This is a genomic window from Nocardia sp. NPDC102475, assembly GCF_055584605.1.
Genome location: NZ_JBVJLS010000003.1, coordinates 349,717 through 370,979 on the forward strand (window position 1 = coordinate 349,717; position 21,263 = coordinate 370,979).

General features: G+C 66.7%; 18 protein-coding genes and 1 pseudogene. 7 read left to right on the top strand and 12 right to left on the bottom strand.

Annotated elements, in window-relative coordinates; all coding sequences use genetic code 11:
* Positions 1 to 30: 30 nt before the first annotated feature.
* Positions 31 to 999 carry a quinone oxidoreductase family protein gene (locus ACZ60G_RS07330; RefSeq protein WP_465808082.1) on the top strand — a complete coding sequence of 323 codons (969 nt, stop codon included), beginning with the start codon at positions 31 to 33 and terminating at the stop codon, positions 997 to 999.
* Between the two features lie 136 nt (positions 1,000 to 1,135).
* Here the strand turns inward: ACZ60G_RS07330 and ACZ60G_RS07335 are convergent, their stop codons facing one another.
* The 3 genes from ACZ60G_RS07335 to ACZ60G_RS07345 form a co-directional block, all read right to left on the bottom strand.
* A complete protein-coding gene (locus tag ACZ60G_RS07335; protein ID WP_465808084.1) occupies positions 1,136 to 2,365 on the bottom strand; it encodes an FAD-dependent oxidoreductase in 1,230 nt (409 codons plus the stop codon).
* A gap of 134 nt (positions 2,366 to 2,499) precedes the next feature.
* The gene (locus tag ACZ60G_RS07340; protein ID WP_465808086.1) at positions 2,500 to 3,048 is read right to left on the bottom strand and encodes a DUF4334 domain-containing protein; all 549 of its coding nucleotides are present in this window, start codon (positions 3,046 to 3,048) and stop codon (positions 2,500 to 2,502) included.
* Between the two features lie 64 nt (positions 3,049 to 3,112).
* Positions 3,113 to 8,815, bottom strand: a complete 5,703-nt coding sequence (locus ACZ60G_RS07345; protein ID WP_465808088.1) for a WD40 domain-containing protein — start codon at positions 8,813 to 8,815, stop codon at positions 3,113 to 3,115.
* Positions 8,816 to 8,911: 96 nt separating this feature from the next.
* On the opposite strand from ACZ60G_RS07345, the gene ACZ60G_RS07350 reads away from it, so the two are divergent.
* Positions 8,912 to 10,180, top strand: a complete 1,269-nt coding sequence (locus ACZ60G_RS07350; protein WP_465808395.1) for an SLC13 family permease — start codon at positions 8,912 to 8,914, stop codon at positions 10,178 to 10,180.
* Positions 10,181 to 10,193: 13 nt separating this feature from the next.
* Here ACZ60G_RS07350 and ACZ60G_RS07355 read toward each other — a convergent pair whose 3' ends face one another.
* From ACZ60G_RS07355 to ACZ60G_RS07365, 3 genes are read right to left on the bottom strand one after another with little or no spacing between them, the layout of a single operon-like run.
* Positions 10,194 to 11,120 (bottom strand): inositol monophosphatase family protein, encoded by a 927-nt coding sequence (locus ACZ60G_RS07355; protein WP_465808090.1) that lies wholly within the window; start codon positions 11,118 to 11,120, stop codon positions 10,194 to 10,196.
* Positions 11,102 to 11,788 (bottom strand): hypothetical protein, encoded by a 687-nt coding sequence (locus tag ACZ60G_RS07360; RefSeq protein ID WP_465808092.1) that lies wholly within the window; start codon positions 11,786 to 11,788, stop codon positions 11,102 to 11,104. Before ACZ60G_RS07360 ends, ACZ60G_RS07355 begins: the two co-directional genes overlap by 19 nt.
* Positions 11,789 to 12,685 (bottom strand): hypothetical protein, encoded by an 897-nt coding sequence (locus ACZ60G_RS07365; RefSeq protein ID WP_063043165.1) that lies wholly within the window; start codon positions 12,683 to 12,685, stop codon positions 11,789 to 11,791.
* A gap of 90 nt (positions 12,686 to 12,775) precedes the next feature.
* Between ACZ60G_RS07365 and ACZ60G_RS07370 the strand changes: the two genes are divergently transcribed.
* Positions 12,776 to 12,925 carry a zinc-binding dehydrogenase gene (locus ACZ60G_RS07370; RefSeq protein ID WP_465808094.1) on the top strand — a complete coding sequence of 50 codons (150 nt, stop codon included), beginning with the start codon at positions 12,776 to 12,778 and terminating at the stop codon, positions 12,923 to 12,925.
* Between the two features lie 246 nt (positions 12,926 to 13,171).
* Here ACZ60G_RS07370 and ACZ60G_RS07375 read toward each other — a convergent pair whose 3' ends face one another.
* From ACZ60G_RS07375 to ACZ60G_RS07390, 4 genes are read right to left on the bottom strand one after another with little or no spacing between them, the layout of a single operon-like run.
* Positions 13,172 to 13,438 (bottom strand): YciI family protein, encoded by a 267-nt coding sequence (locus ACZ60G_RS07375; protein ID WP_465808096.1) that lies wholly within the window; start codon positions 13,436 to 13,438, stop codon positions 13,172 to 13,174.
* Positions 13,435 to 13,944: a transcription antitermination factor NusB gene (nusB, locus tag ACZ60G_RS07380; protein ID WP_040692236.1), complete on the bottom strand. Its 510-nt coding sequence runs from the start codon at positions 13,942 to 13,944 to the stop codon at positions 13,435 to 13,437. The genes ACZ60G_RS07375 and nusB overlap by 4 nt, the downstream gene beginning before the upstream one ends.
* A gap of 34 nt (positions 13,945 to 13,978) precedes the next feature.
* Complete coding sequence (gene efp / locus ACZ60G_RS07385; RefSeq protein WP_387284600.1) at positions 13,979 to 14,542, bottom strand: elongation factor P; 564 nt, start codon at positions 14,540 to 14,542, stop codon at positions 13,979 to 13,981.
* A gap of 47 nt (positions 14,543 to 14,589) precedes the next feature.
* Positions 14,590 to 15,717, bottom strand: coding sequence for a M24 family metallopeptidase (locus ACZ60G_RS07390; protein ID WP_465808099.1), 1,128 nt, complete (start codon positions 15,715 to 15,717; stop codon positions 14,590 to 14,592).
* 154 nt (positions 15,718 to 15,871) lie between these two features.
* Between ACZ60G_RS07390 and ACZ60G_RS07395 the strand changes: the two genes are divergently transcribed.
* The 4 genes and pseudogenes from ACZ60G_RS07395 to aroB all read left to right on the top strand — a co-directional run bounded on the left by ACZ60G_RS07395 (position 15,872) and on the right by aroB (position 19,706).
* Positions 15,872 to 16,327, top strand: coding sequence for a prepilin peptidase (locus tag ACZ60G_RS07395; protein WP_465808101.1), 456 nt, complete (start codon positions 15,872 to 15,874; stop codon positions 16,325 to 16,327).
* A gap of 82 nt (positions 16,328 to 16,409) precedes the next feature.
* Complete coding sequence (aroC, locus tag ACZ60G_RS07400; protein ID WP_465808397.1) at positions 16,410 to 17,603, top strand: chorismate synthase; 1,194 nt, start codon at positions 16,410 to 16,412, stop codon at positions 17,601 to 17,603.
* Positions 17,600 to 18,118: pseudogene (locus ACZ60G_RS07405) on the top strand (shikimate kinase); the annotation flags it as partial. The gene aroC and the pseudogene ACZ60G_RS07405, both read left to right, overlap by 4 nt.
* 412 nt (positions 18,119 to 18,530) lie before the next feature.
* Positions 18,531 to 19,706: a 3-dehydroquinate synthase gene (gene aroB / locus ACZ60G_RS07410; RefSeq protein WP_465808103.1), complete on the top strand. Its 1,176-nt coding sequence runs from the start codon at positions 18,531 to 18,533 to the stop codon at positions 19,704 to 19,706.
* A 213-nt stretch (positions 19,707 to 19,919) separates the two neighbouring features.
* On the opposite strand, the gene ACZ60G_RS07415 is transcribed toward aroB, so the two are convergent.
* A complete protein-coding gene (locus ACZ60G_RS07415; RefSeq protein ID WP_245721038.1) occupies positions 19,920 to 20,402 on the bottom strand; it encodes a B-4DMT family transporter in 483 nt (160 codons plus the stop codon).
* Positions 20,403 to 20,448: 46 nt separating this feature from the next.
* Entirely contained in the window at positions 20,449 to 21,261 is an 813-nt protein-coding gene (locus tag ACZ60G_RS07420) for a shikimate dehydrogenase (RefSeq protein ID WP_465808105.1), read from the bottom strand.
* Positions 21,262 to 21,263: the final 2 nt, after the last annotated feature.

Below are 21,263 nucleotides of genomic sequence, written 5' to 3' on the forward strand. Positions count from 1 at the left end.
TGGACCGACAGTCAAGTTATGGAGTTAGCAATGAAAGCAATCGTAATGAAGGGCGTCGGCGGACCCGAGGTCCTGGTCGCCCAGGATGTCGCAGTGCCGCATCCGGGCCCCGGCGAACTGGTGATCCGCGCCGAGGCGATTCCGGTGCTGTTCCCGGAGACCAAACTGCGCTCGGGTGAGTTCCCGATGCCTGTCGAAACACCGGTGGTCTTCGGTTTCCAGGCCGCCGGAGTGGTCGTCGAGATCGGGGACGGGGTCGACCCGGCATTGCAGGGCCGACGGGTCGCGGTGGCCACCGCGGGCTTCGGTTCCTACGCCGAATTCGTCTGCGCACCAGCACCTTCCGCGACCGTAATCCCGGACGCTCTCTCGTCGGAAGACGCGGCGGCTGTCCTGATGGACGGATCGGTGGCGCTGCCTCTGCTCGCGAAGGCGGCGCTCACGGGCACCGAAACCGTCCTGATCGAAGCCGCCGCAACAGGAGTCGGCAGCGCACTCACCCAACTCGCCAAGGAATTCGGCGCCGCGCGCGTCATCGCAACCGCCGGCGGTCCCGAAAAGTCCGCGCGGGCACTGGCATTGGGCGCGGATGAGGTCATCGACCACAACGCGCCGGACTGGCCGGCCCGGCTGCGCGAAACCCTCGACGGCACAACGCTCGACGTCGTCTTCGATTCCATCGGCGGCAGCACCGCCCGCGACCTGCTGGCAGCCATGACCCCGGTACGCGGCAGAATCCTCAGCTACGGCTGGCTCTCCGGAGCCCCCGCCCAGATATCGACAACAGATCTACTCCCCCATGGCCTCACCCTCACCGCCTGCGCCGGCCCGGCCTGGCTCGCCGAGGTATCCCGCTCCGGTGCCGCCACCCTCGACCGAGCCACTTCCGGAACCCTCACTCCCCGAATCGATTCCATCCTTCCCCTCGACGAGGCCGCCAAGGCCCACCAGCTCATCGAGCAGCGCTCCCCCATCGGCAAGATCGTCCTGCGTCCCTGACGCACCGCATCTCCGCCACGCCGCAGCTGTCACCGGAAGTGCGTCGGTGCTGAAATGAACTGTGGCCGTTGATGTTTCCCGTGGAGCATCCGGTGCGCGGACTGCATTGTTGCACCGAGTGCATCCACCGGCTGCGTCAGGCGCGCCGGGCGAAAGCGGGGGCGTTTTCTGGGAGTATCCCTCGGGCAATCAGGAACGGGGGGACGGTGCGCAGGACCGGGATGCGGCGCAGGATGCGTAGCGGCAACGGAGTCGTTGCGGCGTTGGCGATATCGATTCGGCCGGACAGGGCGGGGCGGAATACGGCGGCGTGGAGGATGCGTTGCAGGCCCTGGGTGACGACGGTCGGAAGGGTGCGGCGACGCTGCACCCTGGCCAGGTCGTGGGTGGTCAGGGTGCCCGAAGTCAAGGGTGGGGCAAGGATTCTCGCGGTGGCGACGGCGTCCTGGATGGCCAGGTTGATGCCGACTCCACCGGCGGGTGACATGGCGTGGGCGGCGTCGCCGATGCAGAGCAGGCCGTCGGTGTACCACTTGGTCAGGCGGTCCAATTTCACGTCGAGTAGTTTCACCTCGTCCCAGTCCCGCAGCACATCCTCCCGGTCACGCAACCACGGTGCCGAATCGGCCATACTGCGCACGATTTCGGTGACCGGACCGCGCCGGGCCGCCACATCGCCGCCCTTGGCGATGAGGGTCGCGACCTGCCAATAGTCACCGCGATCGAACATGACAGCGGCGCGGTGGGCGCTGAGCAGTCCGATCAAACCGGCGGGGTCGATATCGGTGCGCGGCAAGCGGAACCACCAGACATCCATCGGTGTCGGCCAACTTCGTGAGCCGAGTCCGACCTCGGCCCGCAGCACCGAGTTACGGCCGTCGCAGGCCACGGTCAGATCGGCGCGGATCTCGCCGGTTTCGCCGTCTCTGGTCCGGTAGGCGACACCGGCGACCCGGCCGTCCTCCCGAATCACCGCTGTCGCTTCGGTATTCATGCGCAGCCGGAAGCTCGGCTCCCGATCGGCCGCCCCGGCCAACAGGTCCAGCAGATCCCACTGCGGCACCATCGCGATGTAGTTGTGCGCACCCGGCAGATGTTCCAGGGTGAATACTGTCTGCACCGACCCGCGGATCGGCAGCTGGATCTGCTGCAGCTTGCGCGCGGGCAGTTTCGCGAACTCATCGCCGAGACCCAGTTCATCGAGCAGGTCCAGGGTCGTTGGATGTACTGTGTCGCCGCGGAAGTCGCGCAGGAAGTCCTTGTGTTTCTCCAGAACGGTGACATCGATACCGGCGCGGGCCAGCAGCAGCCCGAGCACCATACCCGCCGGTCCACCACCAACCACCAGGCACGTCGTACGTTCCATTGCCCGACCTCCCTCCGTGCGCACGCGCCGGACGGACATTCCGCGGGCGCGGATGTAGCGGTTTCCCTGGCCGACATCAATGGTAGGCCGCTCAGCCGAGCCCAAGGCCGGTAACCGTTGCAGCAGCGATCAGATCAGCGGCGCAGAACGAAAAAGTACGGCTCGGTCATCCCTCGCATATCCATCACCCCGAGCAGCGTATCGATATCCACCCGACGGAAGTGATCGATGATCGGCAGATGGTCGTAAACCATCGCGGCACTCACCGCACCGCGGTATTCGATATCGCGCAAACGTGCTGTCGGCCTGCGAGTTCGGATCGCCGGGGCGAGGAGGGGCAGTAGCTTCCGCACCGTCTGCACGCCCGCAAGCGGCACCCTACCGGCCAGACCGAGCGGCACCCGCCGCGGATCGACTGCGAAGATATTTCCCGATTCGTCGGCGAACAACAGCGGATGCACCGACTCCGGGGCATCGAACTGCTTTCCGTACCAGCCCGAGGCGACCAGCACCCCGGCCATCGGATGCCCGGTATCCAGTTCCTCGCCCCGCCAGCGGCCGACGGTCACCTCCGCGACCCTGGCCGCGGGCAATCTATCGAACAGCTCCCACGCCCGCTCCGTCGTGCATTCACCATCGAGCAAATCCGCCAGATCGGACTGCGCGCTCTCATTCTCGGCCATGGCCGATCTCCTTCTCGACGGCAACGTTGCGAGAGTAAGGCTATCAATCTCTCATCCGGTCGGTTCAGAAGGGCGAGTCGGCTGCCAACTGCCCCACTTCCGCCAGGTAGGGGTCGAGTTCGCCGGATTCGAACCGCGACATGCCGATGACATGCCAGAACTGCCCGGCGATATTGCCCTCGAATTTGTATCGGCCATCGGGTGCGAGGGCCGCCCATCCTTCGGGCAGACCGAGCAGTATCGCGCGAATCGACGGTGCACCATCCTCCGGCCGCGACCACAGCAGGATGTTGCCGTCATCACCGCCGCTGGCCAGCAGTTTGCCGGACGGGTCGAAGCTGAGCGACCAGACCCGGCGCTTATGCCCTTCGAGGGTATGCAGATGACGTCCGGATGCCATGTCCCACAACCGAACAACCAGGTCATCGCCCGCGGTCGCCAGTGTGCCGGTGCGGGAGTCGACCGCGGCCGTCCAGAGCCTGCCGGTGTGCCGAGTCAGCGTATGCAGTGCCTCGCCGGATTCGATATCCCAGATGCGGGCGGTGGTATCCCAGGACACACTGGCGAGCCGGTCCTCGTGGAAGGCCACCGAATACACGCGGTCGCGATGTCCGCGCAGTGCGCGCAGGAATCGTCCGGAGCGCACGTCCCACAGCCGCACCACGGAATCGTCGCAGCCGGTGGCCATCAGCGCACCGTCGGCACTGAATGCGATCGAGCGCACCCGGCCGCGATGTTCGGCGCAGACGGCGTGCAGCGCACCGGTGGTGCGCACCCAGATGATCACCGTGTCGTCGTCATTGGCGGTGGCCACATAGTCACCGGTCGGGTCGAAGGCGGCGGCCCAGATCGGTGCGGATTCGACATTGATATGGCGTTCGTACAGGTCGGCGTCGAGGTTGAACAGGCTGAGCCGACCGTCGTTGACGACGAGGCCGAGCTGATGGCGGCCGAGTTCGCTGAATATCGCCGATTCGAAGGTGAGCAGGCGGTCTTCGCTGCCGATCAGTCGGCGAACCAACCGCCCGGTCACCGGGTCCCACAGTCGAACCACACCGTCGTTACCCACGCCGGAGAGCAGGGTACCGTCAGCATTGAAGCTGACCGTGCGAACCTGGCGGCCGTGGCCGGTGAGCGTATGTTTGCAGGTGCCGGTTACGGGATCCCAGAGCCGGGTGGTGAATTGGTCGTCGGTAACGGCCAATTGGGTACCGTCCGGGCGAAAGGCGAACGGCCAGATCGAGCCGGTATGCGCGGTGAGCCGGTGTCGTAACTCCCCGGTCTCGCTGTCGCGCAGACACACCAGTCCGGCGCTATCACCGGAGGCGAGCAGTTCACCCACCGGATCGAAGGCGAGCCAGTAGATGGCCGCGGTGTGTTCGGTGAGCGACTGCCGTTCCCCGCCGGTCTCCGCGTCCCACAGACGCAGTCCCCCATCGGTATCCCCACTCGCTACGATCGGCAGGCTGGGGTGGAACGTCACGGTATAGACCCGCCCCGTATGACCGGGTAGGTCGCGAATCTTCCGACAACTCAACGGATCCCACAGCGCGAGCGTGCCGTCGACGCCACCGACCGCGAGCAGTTCACCGGTGGGATTGAACGCCACTCGGAATACCGAGCCGGAGGAGCCACTGAATTCGCCGCTCTCCCTGCCACTTTCGATATCCCACAGGCGCACGGTGCCATCCCGATAGGAAGCCGCGACCAGCGGTCCGCGAATATCCAAGCTGTAGATGAGTTCCCGGCCGCCACCCGCGGGACGGCATTCGTGCCGCAGTTCGCCGCTCGGCAACGTCCACAGCCGCAGCACGCCGTCGGCGTCACCGGTGGCCAGCAGATCACCGGCGGGGCTCAGCACCACCGGCCACGGCCAGTTCTTGTGCCCCAGCAGGATTCGGCGCAGTTCACCGGTGGCGGCATCCCAGATGCCGACGGTCCCGTCGCCGGATCCGGTCACGAGCACCATGTCGGTGAACGCCACCGCGAACGTCCGTGCTCGGTGCGTCTGCAAGGTGCGCAGCGGTCTCCCGGTTTCGGCATCGCAGATGAGTACGCCGCCGTCATCGCTGCCGATGGCCAGCGTACCGCCGTCCGGGTTGTAGGCGACCGGCTGCGGCAGCCGGCCGTGCCTGGCGTGGAAGCCGTGCCGGACTCCGATTGCGGCAGGCGCGAATTCGGTCTGCGCCGCGACTCCGGGCACCCACGCCGCACCGTGCAGATCGGTGCCGGTCGGGGTGCCGGTAACCTCGATGAGTGCCGCCCGGGACCAGCGGCTACCGCTGGCCCGCGATCCGGTCAGATCGGTATGCACCAGGCGAGCGCGGGTGAGATCGGCCTCGCCCAGATCCGCGCCGACCAGGCTGGCCTCGTCGAGTCGGGCGCCGACCAACCGCGCACCGTGCAGAACGGCACGGTCGAGGTTCGTGCCGACCAACCGGGCACCGGTGAGATCCGCCCCGGTGAGATCGACATCGCGCAGGTCCCGATACGACAGATCCTCCCCTGCCAGACTCGCACCGCGCAGATCCGCGGTCGGTGCGGTGCGCAGCCGCGTCGCCACCCGAATGGCATTGGTGCGCGAGACTTCATCGGCCGCCTGGTCGGCGAGCACACCCTCGGCCCAGATGCGCAGCGCCCGGTTGTCGGCGAGATCGCAGAGGAAGTCGATCGAGAGCTGGGATAGCAGCGATTGGGTCAGCGGGGCGGGCGCGAGGGTGCCGACCTCGAATTGTTCGGCGATGTGGTTGGCCACCAGCCATTCCATTACCGACGAATGGATGAAGCCGAACAGGTTGTCCTCGGTGCGCACCAGCAGGCTGCCGGAGCCGATGGCGTGCGCCGACTGCTGCACCGACATCCGGCTCGATCCGGTCAGCTCGGCCGAACCCGCAGCCACCTCGGTCAATTCGGACAGCCGCAGATACGGCTCGCCGGTTTCCCAGACGCGCAGCGCGAATGCCGTGACACCGAGCCACAATTCGTGCAGGCGCAGTCCGGGCAGCGCACCGGCCACGCCCGCGGTGCGGTCGGCCTCGTAGGTCAGCCAGGACTCCAGGATTTCCCGGTACAGCCCGGCCGGACCCACCGCCTGTTTCGCACCCGCCGCGGCCCGTAGCCGCCGCTCGTCCAGATCGGCGATGAACCCGAGCATCCTGGGATTCTGCGCCAGTCCGAGCAGATCCTCGATACCGGTGATCAACCCCATTCTGGCGTCCGCGCGGCGGATATCGCCGCCGTAGCGGTTGGTCAGGAAGGCATGGATCTGCGCGGGCGCGAAATCCTCGATGCCCACGATGCGCCGATCCTGCAGCAGACCGACGCGTTCGCCGAGGGCGGTCAGCACCTGGGCGCGGGATTCGAAGTGCTGGGTGCGGCTGGCCACGATGATCTTGGCCTTGCCGACGGCGGCCTGCAGCAGGGTTTCGAGATGGTCGGCGGCGAAGTCGTAGCTGATCCGGGTGACGAGTTCGTCGAAGCCGTCGAACAGCAACACCACCCGGCCCTCGCGCAGCATGTAGTGCAGCGCCTTCAGATCGATCCGATCCTCGCCGTGGTTGGCCAGATGTGCGGCGACCAGACCGTCGACCGAATGGGTTTTGTCCAGGGCCCGCAGGTCGATCAGGATCGGAATCAGCGCGGGCATGGTTTCGGTGATGCGGCGGGCCAACTCGCGTAGCGCGAAGGTTTTCCCACGACCGAAATCACCGAGTATCAGAATGAATCTGCCGTGGTCGGCCGCGATCACCTTCATCAGTTCGCCGACCAGATCGTCGCGGATCTGCTGGTCACCGTGTTCGAGGATCCGGAAGCGCTGCGGCACATACAGATCCGGCGGATAGGTGCGGTCAGCGCGCAACCGCGCGGCCTGGTGCGTGAGGTACTCGTCCAGATCGAGCAGGCCCTGGAATTCGGTGAAGCTGCGCACCCGCAGACCGTGGCTGGCCGCCTCCTCGCGCAGCGAACGCGGCGGCGCCGCACCGCGATACACGAGTTCGGAACCGTATTCCGGATCGTGGCCGAGGAAGTCCTCTACCACCTGCCTGGTCATATCACCGACGTGCACGCCGATGCGCCACTGGGCGATGACCTCGTCATCCTCCCTGGTGATCAGCAGATGCGGCGGCTCCACCTCGACGCGCCGGACTTTCGCACCGGGATAGCGGGTTTCGCACACCTCGGCGACGCGCTCGAGCAGCCGCCCATGCGGATCGACCGCCGGAGTTTCCGGGGGCGGTTCCGGGAGTTCGGGCTCGTCCGGTCCGAGGAGTTCGGGCTGTTTGGCCGTCGGCAGCGCTGCGGTCACCTTCAGCCAATCGAATTCGAGTTGCGCGGTGGACTCACCACGCCCGGAGAACCGGGCCAGTCCTGCGGCGGTCAGCTGGATGATCTCGTCGCGGCCCGGAGCGGCGGCGGGCAGGACGGGCAGCGTGTCGTCGAGCCGGTCCAGATGCGGGCCACCGGGTCCCGGACCGTGCACCAGCAGGTTCAACCGGCCGCCGAGCATCCGGGACAGCGTATCGGCGTCGCGCAGCAGGTCCGGGTCATGGGCGGGCGTGCCGGCACCGGGCAGCGGATCGTGCCGGACGACACCGATGCGCAACCAACCGTTCTCCTCGAACGGGCGTAGCCGCTCGGCGAACCAGGACGCCTGCGGTTCGCCGATCCGGCCGTAATCGTCCTCGGGCAGATGGGTCGCGGCCATGGTCGAGTTCAATCCGGCCACCACCACCCGTAATTCGGGAATCGGGAACAGTGTCCATGGCTGTCCGATATCGAAGACGAGGTGATCCAACCCCTGATACAGCGCGCCGAACATCCGCGCGTACTGCTCGAGCTTCGGAAAATACGGCGGCTGCGGTTTGCGATCGCGGGCCTCGCAGCTCAGGAAGTACGCGTGGCAGGCCGGTTTGGAGACATCATGATTGCCGGGTACCACGACCAGTCGCTCCGGACCGAGGCCGAGCAGCGTACGCAATCCGCTCAGGAAGGTCAGCGCCTCGTCGACCTCGCGCGGACGGCCCGATTCGGTCATATCCCCGGACACCACGATCAAATCCGGTTTGGCCACCCCCTGATTCACCAGATGGGTCACATTGGCGTGGATGCGCGCCTGCAATTCGGCCGCGGTGCCCGGCTCGTCCGGTGCGAGCAGCCCACGGCCGAAGCGCGGACCCGCGACATGCAGCACCGAGACGCTGGTACGTGGTTCCTCACGATCGGTGGCACCCGGGAACGCGGGGGCTGCAACCGGTGTACGCCGCTGCAGCACGGATTCCGGTGTGTCCGTGATGGTTTCGATGGCGAACCGATCCGGGCCATCGTGCGGAAAGCCCGGTTCCGACGGCGGCTTGGCCCGCCCCGCGAGCAGATGTCCGATCCGCTCCAAAAGGATTCGGCGCGCCTCCTCGGCGGTGGACACCCGCACCAGGTCGAGATAGGTGATGGTGGCGAGCAGACCCTCGAGCGCGCATTCGGCGATGCGCACCGGCATCAGCTTGCCCGGATCGGTGCGGTAGGCCGCCTGCCATTCCATGGTTCCGTAGTAGGAACCGAGATAGTTCTCCGACAGCACCACCAGCACCACCGCCGAATCACGAACACCGCGGTCCATGAAATCGATGAAGTTGGTGCCGGGCACGAAATCCCAGGCCTGGATGAGGGTGCTGTACCCCGCGGTCTCCAACTGCCAGGCCAACCATGTGGCCCATCGCTCGTCGGCCGGTGAATAGCTGATGAAGAAGTCCCGCCGCCCGCCCGAAGTCACAGCATCAGTATGCCCCGATGGGTCGCCACGCCAAACGGCAGAAGATCATTATGACGCGTACCGAATGCGGAAGTGCCCCTGCCGATATGCTGCATGATGGGGCATGTGTCCGAACAACAGGCCGATTCCGCTGCGGAGAACCCGCCGTCGAGTTCCCTGGTGTCCGCGCCGCCGAGATGGGGGCTGAGCACGCTGGATCGGGTCCGGCTCGGACTGTTCGCGGCCGGACTGCTGTGCGTGGCGACCGGATTGCTGCCGCGCGCCGAGGCCGCCGACAATATGCGCCGGATCGGGCCGCTGCTGCTGTTCCTGTGCAGTGTGATCATTCTCGCGGAGCTGACACGGCAGGCGAAGGTGTTCGATGTGATCGCACACCGCCTGGCCATCCTCGGGCGCGGCTACTATCCGGCGTTGTTCCTGCTCTGCGTGCTTTTCGCAGCGGCGACAACGATTCTGCTCAATCTCGATACGACTGCGGTATTGCTGACGCCGGTCATGCTCGCGCTGGCGGTACCGGCTCGCATTCCGCCACTGCCATTGGCGATGACCACGCTGTGGCTGGCCAATACCGCGAGCCTGCTGCTGCCGGTCTCGAATCTCACCAATCTGCTTGCCGCCGACCGGGTTGCGCTGCGCGCCACGGATTTCGCGGCACGGATGTGGGCGCCGCAGCTGGTGTCGATCACGGCGACCATGGTGTGCCTCTGGGTCTGGTATTGGCGGCGCGGTCGACGTGAAACCGATCGGTACGTACCGCCGGAGCCGATTCGTCCGGAGAACGCCAGGGAGCGCACGCTGCTCTATACGACGGCAGGCGCGTGTCTGCTGTTCATTCTTGCGATCCCGTTCGTGGGTGATCGGATCGGTATCGCCGCCACCCTGGCCGCCGCCATTGCGGTGGCCGCCTTCGCGATCTTCGACCGTTCATCGCTGCGACTAACGCTGATCCCGTGGCAGTTGCTGGTTTTCGTGGTCGGGTTGTTCCTCGTGGTGCCGACATTGAGCCGGTTCGGGCTCGCCGATGTCATGCATGCGCTGATCGGCCACGACTCCGGAGTAGTCGGGGCGTACCGTGCGGCGGGCGCAGGCGCCGGATTGTCCAATGTGGCCAATAATCTTCCGGCTTACACCGCAGGTGAGGCGGTGGTGTCCGAGGAGAATCGAAATCAGTTGCTGGCCTTGCTCATCGGCACCAACGTCGGGCCGATCGTGACGCCATGGGCGTCGCTGGCGACGCTGCTGTGCCTGGAGTTCTGCCGCACCCATGGTGTTCGGGTGCCGATGCCGCGGTTCGTGCTCACCGGGCTGGGGCTCGCGGTCGTCGCTACGACCGGCGCCGTCGCTGTGCTGCTGGCGACGGGATAGCTGGAATCGCCTCTCAGCCCGGCAGCCCCGTCACACTCACCTCGGCAGCGGCCTTCACCAGCAATGCCAACTCCGGCAGCATCTCGGTGCCTGCGGCAATGAAGTTCACTTCGCCGGCGGGGAGGTCGAGGTGGTCGTCGAGCGGTGCGCCGTCGAAATCGGTGATGTGGATACCGGATTCACGGGCCAGCAGGGTGCCTGCGGGCAGGTCGACCAAACCCGCTCGGTAACCGACGAATCCGTCGATATCGCCGCGGCTCAGCATGACCCAGCACAGCAGCGGAGACCACAGTTGGATCAGGCGACGGGAACCGGATTCCAGGGCCAGGCGCAAGGCGCGTGCAGTGGTGTCGGTGCGAGTCACCGGATAGCCCTGCAGCCAGGCCAGGGTCGGAGCGGATTCGGAGGAACGATGCGGCGGCCGCCAGAGCGGGCCGTCCGGCCCGCTGGCGCCGGAACCGCGCACGGCAGACCAGGTGCGGTCGGCCAACGGTTCGTGGACGATGCCGAGCATCGGAACTCCGTTGTGGCACAGGGCGATACCGATTGTGCAGACGGGCAGGCCGATGGCGATGTTATTGGTGCCGTCGAGCGGGTCGACGACCCAGCACCAGGAATCGTCGACGCCATGAAACCCGGATTCCTCGGCGAGGATGCGATGGTGCGGGAAGGCGCGGCGGATATGGCCGACGATGATATGTTCCGCACGCAGGTCCAGGTCGGTGACCAGATCACCGCTGGCGTCCTTGGTGCGGACGGTGACTGATCCGGCCAGACCCTCCCGGATCGCCCGGCCCGCCTCGATCGCCGCCGCCCTGGCCACCTCGGCAGCGGTCGTCAGAACGGTGTCCAGCCGGTCGAAGGCGCTGATCGGATCCGGATCGGCCGGCGTCGGACCATCCGGTGACAGCAATAGGTTCGCTACGTCGCCTGCTCGCATCGGTCCTCCAGTTGTTCCGGCAGGGTGGGCTCCTGCAGGTGGTCCAGCACCGTTTGCGCGGCGCGCCTGGTTTCGCCCGGGGTGCAACCGGTTCGGTGCACCCAGTGGTCGGCGGTGGCGAGAGTGCCGAGGGATCGGTCCGGTCGGCCGCGACGAACCTCGCCGAGCACCACGGTGGCCGCATCGCCCCGCACATCGGAGAGGTGAAATACCCCGTGTGGCAGGGTGTATACCTCGCCTGCACGGAAATGTTCACTGGATCGGATGCGATAGCGGACCAGACGCTCGGTCGCACGCACCACATCACCGTCGGCGCCACTATGGATTTCGAAGATGCGATGGGTTGCCCGGTCCGCAGAGCTCTCCACTTCGAGTATCTCGTTGCCGACCTCGCCGTACAAGACCACGCTGAGCAGATCCCAGCTGTGCGCGTGCATCGCCGAAGTCGTCGGACACGACCGCAGCCCATCGGTCCAGACGTGCACGCAGACGCCGAGTCCGCCGTCGCGCCACGCGGGAAAACACAAGAACCCCAAAGGATGCCGGACCGCACCGATGTCGGTGCGACCGTCGAGCACCCCGGTCATGAAATCACGAGCCCAGCGTCGCACCGCTGGCCCCGCCGCATCGGAGCCGATCAGCGTTCGTAGTCGGGCATAGTCGTTCATTCAGTACGGATTCCTCGGCTGCAGTGCGCGTCGCACGATATCGGCGACATCGCGATCGGTATAGGAAGCCGGTAGCGCGAGACCGAGCAGATCGAACAGCGCACGAGTCTGGTCGACCGACGGTTCGTCGGCGAGCGCGAGTTCCTCGCTCCTGCTCAGCGGCACCTGTCTGGCCTGCTTGAAACTCGCCACGAGTTCGCGGTTGAAGTCCCGGTAGTAGGGCTTGTCCCGTTCGAACATCAGGGCCGGAGTATTCGGGTTGTCCTGTGTGACAATGACGCAACTCGACGAGAGGTCCCAGCGGAAGGTCGTCATCACCATCGAGAGTCCGACATCGATGGTCAGGAAGGTGAATCGCTGCCGGTACCAGCACGCCGCGAGCACCGTCGCGAAGGACTCCTTGCGGGTCCGCTCGGTGGTCCACAATTCGCCGGTACGGTCGGCTTCGGGCACCAGCGAAGAGCGGAACTGCGCGTAGGTCTTGCACAGCTGTTCATTGGTCGGATCCAGCACCTCCACCTGGATCCGCAGCGGACGCTGTTCGCGGCGCGCGTTCTCCACGCACTCCCGCAGCGTCACCGCGCGCAGGTAGGTTCCGGTACCGCCCTTGAAAAGCCACTGTTCGGTGCCGCGCCGGGCCAGGGTATGCGCATGCCCGATCTCGGGACCGTAGAGCAACTGCACCGAGGTCGTATCGCGAATGGCCTTGGCCGACAAGTGCCGATCACGCAGCAGCGTGGTGGCCAGCAGACCGAGCACCAGCAGGATGACCGCGTTGATCAGATCCGAATCGAAGAAGCCGATATCGATCAGCGAGATAACACCGAAGATGACCGCGAGAACCAGGGCGACGAGACCGTCGATATTGTTCCGCAGCCAGATCAGCACCCGTGCCATAGGTTTTCGGCCTCCCCTAGGGTTTCTACCCAGGATAGGTGCACCTGTGTCGACGCAGCGAGCGAACGGTCAAGTCGCACTGGCAGGTCGGTGTGTGAGGGCGTCCAGTCGAGCGGCGAGGATACGGCGGGCTCGCCACTGGAGCAGGCAGCGGAGGCACACCGCCTCATCGAGCAGGGCCGAACCAGCGGGAAGATCGTGCTCACCGTGAGTGACCCAGACCACATGCCGGAATCTTGACCTCGAGTGCGGTTGAGGAACCAGGATCAACCGTGCCCAGGTTCGCCGAATGCGGTGCACACCATCCGTCGGTGCGCACCGCGGAGCCAGGCATACCCGATTCCGCGAGACAGTCCTCGCGGTTCGCTCCCGCTGGGCCAGTACACCCACCAGCGGGAGCTCGGGCGGCTATGGCACCGGATCGTGACAGGCCATGAAATGTCAACAGCCGCACACCATTTCGGCATGCGGCTGGGTCGACGACAATCAGGCGGAGACGGCGATCTCCCACTCGTACACGGTGAGCTCCGAGGAACCGGTGGTGTGCACCGGATCGGTGAACGCGATTTTCCTTGCGACTTCCAGACTTTCGGCGTTGATCACGTACGCACCGCCGGTGCCGTCGGTGAACCGACCGCTCTCCACCAACTGCCCGCGCTCGAGTAGTTCGTTCAGGAACTGCTTGTGCGGTTCGATCACGGCCGGGTCGAAGGACGGCTTGCGCATCGCCATGACCAGATACTTGTTGATCACGCCTGTGACTCCGGACGCGGTGCCCTGGTCGCCGCTGCGGCCGCGCGCACCTGCGGGGCGACCAGCACCACCTGGCCGAGCACACCGTTGACGAATCCGGGCGAATCGTCAGTGGACAGCTCCTTGGCCAACTCCACCGCCTCGTCGACCGCGACGACCGGCGGAACATCGTTCGCGTGGAACAACTCCCACACCGCGATCCGCAGGATGGCCCGGTCCACGGCGGGCAGCCGGGACAGCTCCCAGTCCTTGAGGTACGACTCGATGGTGCCGTCCACCCGATCCAGATCGTCGGCGACGCCCTCGACCAGGGTGCGGGTGTAAGCATGCACCGGGGCGACCGCCTGATCCTGGGTCGCCAGTTCGGCCCGCTCGGTGAGCAGGTCGGCCGCGTCCACATCACGGGCCTCCGCCTCGAAGAGCAGATCGACCGCCCGGCGGCGGGCCTTGTGGCGCGCGCCGAGCTTCTTGAATGTGGACTTCTTGTCTATGGGCTGTTCCGCCACAGCAGTCATTATCCCCGTTCGCCTCGGCGGGCGATCAGGCGTTCACGCGGCCGAGGTAGCTGCCGTCGCGCGAATCGATGCGCAGCTTGTCGCCGGTGTTGATGAACAGCGGGACCTGCACCTCGGCGCCGGTCTCCAGGGTGGCGGGCTTGGTGCCGCCGGTGGAGCGGTCGCCCTGCAGGCCGATGTCGGTGTGCTGCACCTCGAGCTCGACGGTGACCGGCAGCTCTACGTAGAGCGGCGCGCCCTCGTGGGTGGCGACCTGAACGACCATGTTCTCCAGCAGGAACCGGGCACCGGGGCCGATGGTCTCCTCGGAGATGGAGATCTGGTCGAAGGTCTCGCCGTCCATGAAGACGTAATCCGAGCCGTCGTGGTACAGGTAGGTCATATCGCGACGGTCGACGGTCGCGGTCTCCACCTTGACACCCGCGTTGAAGGTCTTGTCGACGACCTTGCCGGACAGCACGTTCTTCAGCTTGGTCCGCACGAAGGCAGGGCCCTTACCCGGCTTGACATGCTGGAATTCGATGATCTGCTGGAGCTGACCGTCGATCTTCAGCACGAGGCCGTTCTTGAAGTCGCTGGTGTCCGCCACTGTTCTCGGATCTCCTAGTTCTGGATATGCGGTCTCGGTGACCGGCGTCATTCGACGACGGTCAGGTCTTTGCTGGTGTTGGTGAGCAGATCCGGGCCCCCCTCGCGCACCACGAGCGTGTCCTCGATCCGGACGCCGCCGCGGCCGGGGAAGTACACACCTGGTTCGACGGTCACCGCCACGCCAGACAGAAGTGTACCGGTTCCGGTTTTGGCGATTCCCGGCGCTTCGTGGATCTGCAGTCCGACACCGTGTCCGAGACCGTGCACGAACAGCTTCCCGTGTCCGGCCGCCTCGATCACCGCACGCGCGGCCGCATCCACGTCTGTGACCGGCGCGCCGGGCTTCAGCGCCTCGCGTCCGGCCCGTTGCGCCGCCTCGACCAGCGCGTACACCTCCCGGTGCCAGTCGGACGCGGTGCCGAGTACGAAGGTGCGGGTCATGTCGGAGTGGTAGCCGCCGACCACGGCGCCGAAGTCGATCTTGACGAAATCACCGGTGGCCAGGACCGCTCCGGCGGGCCGGTGATGCGGGATGGCGGAGTTCGCGCCGGTCGCCACGATGGTCTCGAAGGCGACCGCATCGGCGCCGTGTTCGAACATCGCCCATTCCAGATCCCTGGCGACCTGGCGTTCGGTACGGCCGGGGCGCAGGCCGCCGCGTTCCAGCAGGGTCGCCAGCCCGGCGTCACCCGCGGCGCAGGCGGCACGCAACTGTTCGACCTCGTAAGCGTCTTTGACCATGCGCAGCTGTTCGACCAGCCCCGGAGTGGCTACGAATTCCAAACCGGTCTTCTGCTCGATGAATCCGCGATGCTGGTCGACGGTGACGATATGGCTCTCGTAACCGACCCGGCCGAGCTGCCACTCCCCCGCGAGCTCCACGATGCGCCGGGCGCTCGCCCTGGCGATTTCGGCGCGCAGATCCGGCACCTGTTCGGCGACCTGGCTCAGATAGCGCCCGTCGGTGCCGATCACGGTGCGCTCCTCCGAATTACGCATATCCCAGGAGGTCACCAGCAGTGCGGCATTGGACCCGGTGAAGCCGGTCAGGTACCTGATGTTCACCAGATCGGTGACCAACACCGCGTCGACCTCGTTCTCCACCAGCAGACTGCGCAGTGCGCCACGGCGCGCCGCGTAGTCGGGCCCAGGACCCGCGTGATCAGCAGACATGTCTCAAAACTACCGCCGACACGCCGTAGATCCCGCATAAAACACCGGTTTACCGGTATTCGAGCGAGGCGATCGATGTTCACATATCGATCGGTTATCCCCAATCCGGAATCGGGGCTGCATCCGCGACCGGGGGCGGACGAGGCTGAAAGCCATGTCCCCCATCGCTTTTGCCCTGCTGCTGGCCTGGTGCTCGGTGCTCACCGTCTTCGATATCCGGCAGCGCCGACTGCCCAATGCGCTCACCACCTCCGGCGCGCTGATCATCTTCGGATATGCGCTGTTCACAACACAATTCACCGCCGCGGTGGTCGGTTCGATCTTGTTGGCGATGCCATATCTATTGGTGCACTTGATCGCACCGGCCACACTCGGGGCGGGTGATGTGAAACTGGCCGTCGGGCTGGGCGCGGTCGCCGCGCTCGGCGGTGCGCAGGTATGGGTGCGGGCGGCGCTCGTCGCACCCGTGCTGACTGCGGCATTCGGGTTCGCCGTATTGGCCCACTGGCGGATTCGGTCCAGTGCTGATCGGGCCGGACCGCATGCGCTTGCCCATGGGCCCGCCATGTGCGTCGCGACGGTGCTGAGCCTGGCGGCGGCGTATGGCTAGCCCATACCGAGAGGCCGCCGTGCCGGTCATCACGGCGGGCCGCGTGCCGGAGCACCCCCGTCGACATGGGAAGATGGACAGCGTGTTGCGCTGGATAACTGCCGGAGAATCCCATGGTCCCGCTCTTGTCACCATCCTCGAGGGGATGGTGGCCGGTGTCGAGGTGACGTCCGACGAGATCTCCGCACAGTTGGCGCGTCGTCGGCTCGGGTACGGGCGCGGCGCCCGGATGAAGTTCGAGGCCGATAAGGTCACCGTCATCGGCGGAGTGCGGCACGGACGCACGATGGGCGGACCGGTGGCCATCGAGATCGCGAACTCCGAGTGGCCGAAGTGGACGACGGTCATGTCCGCGGATCCGGTGGACGAGAACGAACTCGCCGACCTGGCCCGCAACGCACCGCTGACCCGGCCGCGGCCGGGCCATGCCGACTACTCGGGCATGCTCAAGTACAACTTCGACGACGCCCGCAATGTCTTGGAACGGGCCAGCGCCCGCGAGACCGCCGCGCGCGTCGCGGCGGGCACGGTCGCCAGGAATTTCTTGCGCCAGGCCTTCGGCGTCGAGGTCATCTCGCATGTCGTCTCGATCGGCACCGCCGCCAACACGACCGGCGTCGTGCCGACTGCCGCCGACCTGGCCGCGATCGACGAGAGTCCGGTGCGCGCGTTCGACAAGGACGCCGAGGCCGCGATGATCGCCGAGATCGAGGCCGCCAAGAAGGACGGCGACACCCTGGGTGGTGTGGTCGAGGTGGTCGTGGACGGGCTACCGGTTGGATTGGGTTCGTTCATCAGCGGCGCGGATCGGCTGGATTCGCGGCTCGCCGGCGCTCTCATGGGGATTCAGGCGATCAAGGGCGTCGAGGTCGGCGACGGTTTCGAAACCGCGCGCCGTCGCGGCAGCCAGGCACATGACGAGATGAAGCCGGGACCGGACGGCGTGCTGCGCTCGACCAACCGTGCCGGTGGTCTCGAGGGCGGTATGACCAATGGCGAGCCGCTGCGCGTGCGCGCCGCGATGAAGCCGATCTCAACGGTGCCGCGCGCGCTGTCCACGGTCGATATGACCACCGGCGAGCAGGCCGTCGCCATCCACCAGCGCTCCGATGTCTGTGCTGTGCCCGCCGCGGGTGTGGTCGCCGAGACCATGGTCGCGCTGGTCGTCGCGCAGGCCGCGCTGGAGAAGTTCGGCGGTGATTCACTGGTCGAGACCGTCGACAACATCACCAGCTACGTCAAGCGCATCGGCACCCGACCACACGTGCCGCAATGATCGTGCAGTCCGATCCGCGCGCACCGCGCGTGGTGCTGGTCGGACCGCCGGGGGCGGGGAAGTCGACGATCGGCCGCAAGCTCGCCAGGGAACTCGGAGTCGAGCTCTACGACACCGATGCCGGAATCGAGCGCGAGACCGGACGCACCATCCCGGAGATCTTCACCGAGGACGGCGAACCGGAATTCCGCCGGATCGAGGAGCAGGTGGTGCGCCGCGCCATCCTCGCCGAACGCGGTGTGGTCTCGCTCGGCGGCGGAGCCGTGCTGTCCGAGGACACCAGGGCGCTGCTGCGCAATCGCACCGTGGTGTATCTGGAAATCAGTGTGGCCGAAGGACTTCGGCGCACCGGTGCGAGTACGCAGCGACCGCTGCTCAACGGTGCGGATCCGGGTGCGAAATATCGCGAGCTGATGCGCAAGCGCAGACCGCTGTATCGGGAGGTCGCCACGGTGCGAGTGCGCACCGACGGTCGCAGTCCGGGTCGCGTGGTGCGGATGATCATGGCGAAGCTGGGCATGGAATCGGTACTGCCGCAAGAAGCGGAGCCCGACTCGAGCGGAACTACGCCGGATGTCGTAGCGCCGAAACCGCAGGGCAGCAATAGATCCCGAGCCCGGCGCGCCGCCAGGGCCCGGGCGGCCGCGCGTCGCCGGGCCGCTGCCGCACAGGCGGATGGCACCGAATCCGCGGCGACCGAGCGGCTCGAGCCCACCGGCAAGATCACCACGGCCGGCCGGATCAGGACCGATACCGCAACCGTCGATCGCCTCGAGCCCACCGGCAAAATCGCCAACGGCCGTGCCGGTTCCGAAGGAGCCGGTGACCCAGCGACACCCGGAAGCCGGTCCCGCCGCACCCGGGCCCGTCGCGCCCGCGCGCGAGCGCTCAAACAATCAGCACGCACAGAATCGGAGCCGAGTACACGTGAGTGAGCGAAGCGAGCGACCCATCAGCCCAGCTGAGCAGCAGCCGACCAGCCCGACCGAGCCGAGTCGCATCGAGGTCCGCACCGGCGATCCGTATCCGGTGATCATCGGCCGCGGCCTGCTCGGCGAGCTCGTCGAGTCGGTCGTCGGCGCGACCACCGGCGTGCGCACTGTCGCGATCTTCCATCAGCCGCCGCTGGCCGAAACCGCCGAGGTGGTGCGCAAGGCCTTGGCCGACAAGGGTATCGATGCGCACCGCGTCGAAATCCCGGATGCCGAGGCGGGTAAGGATCTGGCCGTGGCCGGGTTCTGCTGGGAGGTGCTCGGCCGCATCGGCCTGACCCGCAATGACGTGGTGGTATCGCTCGGCGGCGGTGCGGCGACCGATCTGGCCGGATTCGTCGCCGCCACCTGGATGCGCGGAGTGCATATCGTGCATGTGCCGACCACCCTGCTGGCCATGGTCGACGCGGCCGTCGGCGGTAAGACCGGTATCAATACCGAGGCGGGTAAGAATCTCGTCGGCAGCTTCCACGAACCGGCCGCGGTGCTGGTGGATCTGGCGACCCTGGAGACGGTGCCGCGCAACGAGATCGTCGCGGGTATGGCCGAGATCATCAAGGCCGGTTTCATCGCCGACCCGGTGATCCTGGACTTGGTGGAGCGCGATCCGGAGGCCGCCCTCGACCCGACCGGCGATGTGCTGCCCGAATTGATCCGCCGCGCCATCCAGGTGAAGGCCGATGTCGTTGCCGCCGACCTCAAGGAAGCCAGCCTGCGCGAGATCCTCAACTACGGCCACACCCTCGGCCACGCCATCGAGCGCCGCGAGCGCTACCGCTGGCGGCACGGTGCGGCCGTCTCGGTGGGTCTGGTCTTCGCCGCTGAACTCGGCCGACTCGCCGGTCGCCTCGACGATGCCACCGCCGACCGCCATCGCAGCGTCCTGGCCAGTGTCGGCCTGCCGACCAGCTACGACGCCGACGCCCTCCCGCAACTCCTCGACGCCATGCAGACCGATAAGAAGACCCGCTCCGGTGTGCTGCGCTTCGTGGTCCTCGACGGCCTCGCCAAGCCCGGCCGCCTCGAAGGCCCGGACCCCACCCTGCTGGCCGCCGCCTACTCGGCGATCGCCCGCGAGGACAGCGCCAGCGGCGGCGCGATTCTGCTGTAGTCGCGAACAGCGAAGCGGCGCATCCGATTCGGTCGGTTGCGCCGCTTTTTGCGTCACGATCTCGGCCGCAGGCACATTGCCGACGGCACCGGCCCACCCGCTGTATGGGCGAACTGAGCACCTGAACAGGACTGTGGCCCATCCGGAAAAACGAAGGCGACCCTCCGGCCGTACCGGCCGATGAAGGTCGCCTCCAATCGAATTCGCCAGCGGCTACGCGGGAGTCGCGGCGGCGCCCGGTGCCTGGGGTGTTGACCGTTTAGCAGACTTGTTGATCTGGCGGTCGGCGATGATGCGGCCGATGCCGATGCCGATGAGGCCCGGAATGAAGACCAGCAGGATGATGAAGGACGCGCCCGCCGTCAGCTCGAAGAGCAGGCCGTTATCGCCGAGATCGAAGCGGGGCAGCCAGTCGAGCAGCCACGAGACCACACCGCTGCCCAAACCCGCGGCAGCCGCGGTCTTCAACCACAGGATGGTGAGGTCGGAGCCGTGCTCCGGATCCGGATGGACCTCTCGGTCCTTGCGGCCATCCAGCACACCCCAGAACACCACCGCTGCGAGCAGCACCACCAGGCACAGCGGTCGCATCCAACTGCCCTGGGTCGGCCAGTACACCATCGCGAATCCCAACGCGGCACGCAGGAAAACGACCAGCGCACCGAGCCCGATGGCCCGCAACACCCAACCATTCATGGTCAACACCATAGCCTCGAGTCGGCCGGATCCAAATGAGAACCGGTTACAGATTTATCGCCGCGGCCATTTCCGCGTGCGGAGCCGGGCGGCCGGTGAACTGTTCGACCTGTCCGTAGGCCTGGTTCAGCAGCATCTCCAGCCCGCCCACCACGGTGTGCTCCGCCCGCGCGACCGCAACGGCCAGCGGCGTCGGCCACGGGTTGTAGATCGCGTCGAGCACCACCGGGGCTGCCGCCACCGCCTCGGCGACGACCGCGGCCGCCTCGGCCGGGATCGTGCTCACCACGGCACCGGCATCCGCGCACGCCGTGCGCAACGCGTCTTTGTCGAAGCCGATCACGGCGGTGGTCATACCGAGTTGCTCCGCGAGGTCCACTGCGTTGCGCGCCCTTCCGGCATCGCGGGCGACGACGGTCACCGCCTTCGCACCGAGTTCGGACAATGCGAGCAGCGCCGGACGCGCGGTTCCACCCGCACCTAGTACGACGGCTTCGGCCAACTCGCCGACACCACCGCCGCGCAACGCGCCGAGCACACCGTCGACGTCGGTGCAGTCGGCACGCCAACCCTGCGAGCCGATCCGAACCAACGTGTTCGCCGAGCCCACCAGCACCGCCCGTTCGGTGCGTTCGCTCGCATATGCCAGCGCGGCCTCTTTGCCCGGCATGGTCACCGAAAGACCGATCCATTCCGGCCCGAGCCCATCGACCAGGCCGGGCAACTCCTCGGCCGAACATTCGATCCGCTCATAGGTCCAATCGAGCCCGAGCGCACGGTAGGCCGCCAGATGCAGCTGCGGCGACCGCGAATGCGCGATCGGCTTACCGAGTACGGCTGCCTTGCGGGTTTCCGTCATCG

Excerpts from the sequence above, each read along its gene's own strand:
- ACZ60G_RS07330 (WP_465808082.1), top strand. The coding sequence starts at position 31 with ATGAAAGCAATCGTAATGAAGGGCGTCGGCGGACCCGAGGTCCTGGTC.
- ACZ60G_RS07335 (WP_465808084.1), bottom strand. The coding sequence starts at position 2,365 with ATGGAACGTACGACGTGCCTGGTGGTTGGTGGTGGACCGGCGGGTATG.
- ACZ60G_RS07340 (WP_465808086.1), bottom strand. The coding sequence starts at position 3,048 with ATGGCCGAGAATGAGAGCGCGCAGTCCGATCTGGCGGATTTGCTCGAT.
- ACZ60G_RS07350 (WP_465808395.1), top strand. The coding sequence starts at position 8,912 with ATGGGGCATGTGTCCGAACAACAGGCCGATTCCGCTGCGGAGAACCCG.
- ACZ60G_RS07355 (WP_465808090.1), bottom strand. The coding sequence starts at position 11,120 with ATGCGAGCAGGCGACGTAGCGAACCTATTGCTGTCACCGGATGGTCCG.
- ACZ60G_RS07360 (WP_465808092.1), bottom strand. The coding sequence starts at position 11,788 with ATGAACGACTATGCCCGACTACGAACGCTGATCGGCTCCGATGCGGCG.
- ACZ60G_RS07365 (WP_063043165.1), bottom strand. The coding sequence starts at position 12,685 with ATGGCACGGGTGCTGATCTGGCTGCGGAACAATATCGACGGTCTCGTC.
- ACZ60G_RS07390 (WP_465808099.1), bottom strand. The coding sequence starts at position 15,717 with ATGTCTGCTGATCACGCGGGTCCTGGGCCCGACTACGCGGCGCGCCGT.
- ACZ60G_RS07395 (WP_465808101.1), top strand. The coding sequence starts at position 15,872 with ATGTCCCCCATCGCTTTTGCCCTGCTGCTGGCCTGGTGCTCGGTGCTC.
- ACZ60G_RS07415 (WP_245721038.1), bottom strand. The coding sequence starts at position 20,402 with ATGAATGGTTGGGTGTTGCGGGCCATCGGGCTCGGTGCGCTGGTCGTT.
- ACZ60G_RS07420 (WP_465808105.1), bottom strand. The coding sequence starts at position 21,261 with ATGACGGAAACCCGCAAGGCAGCCGTACTCGGTAAGCCGATCGCGCAT.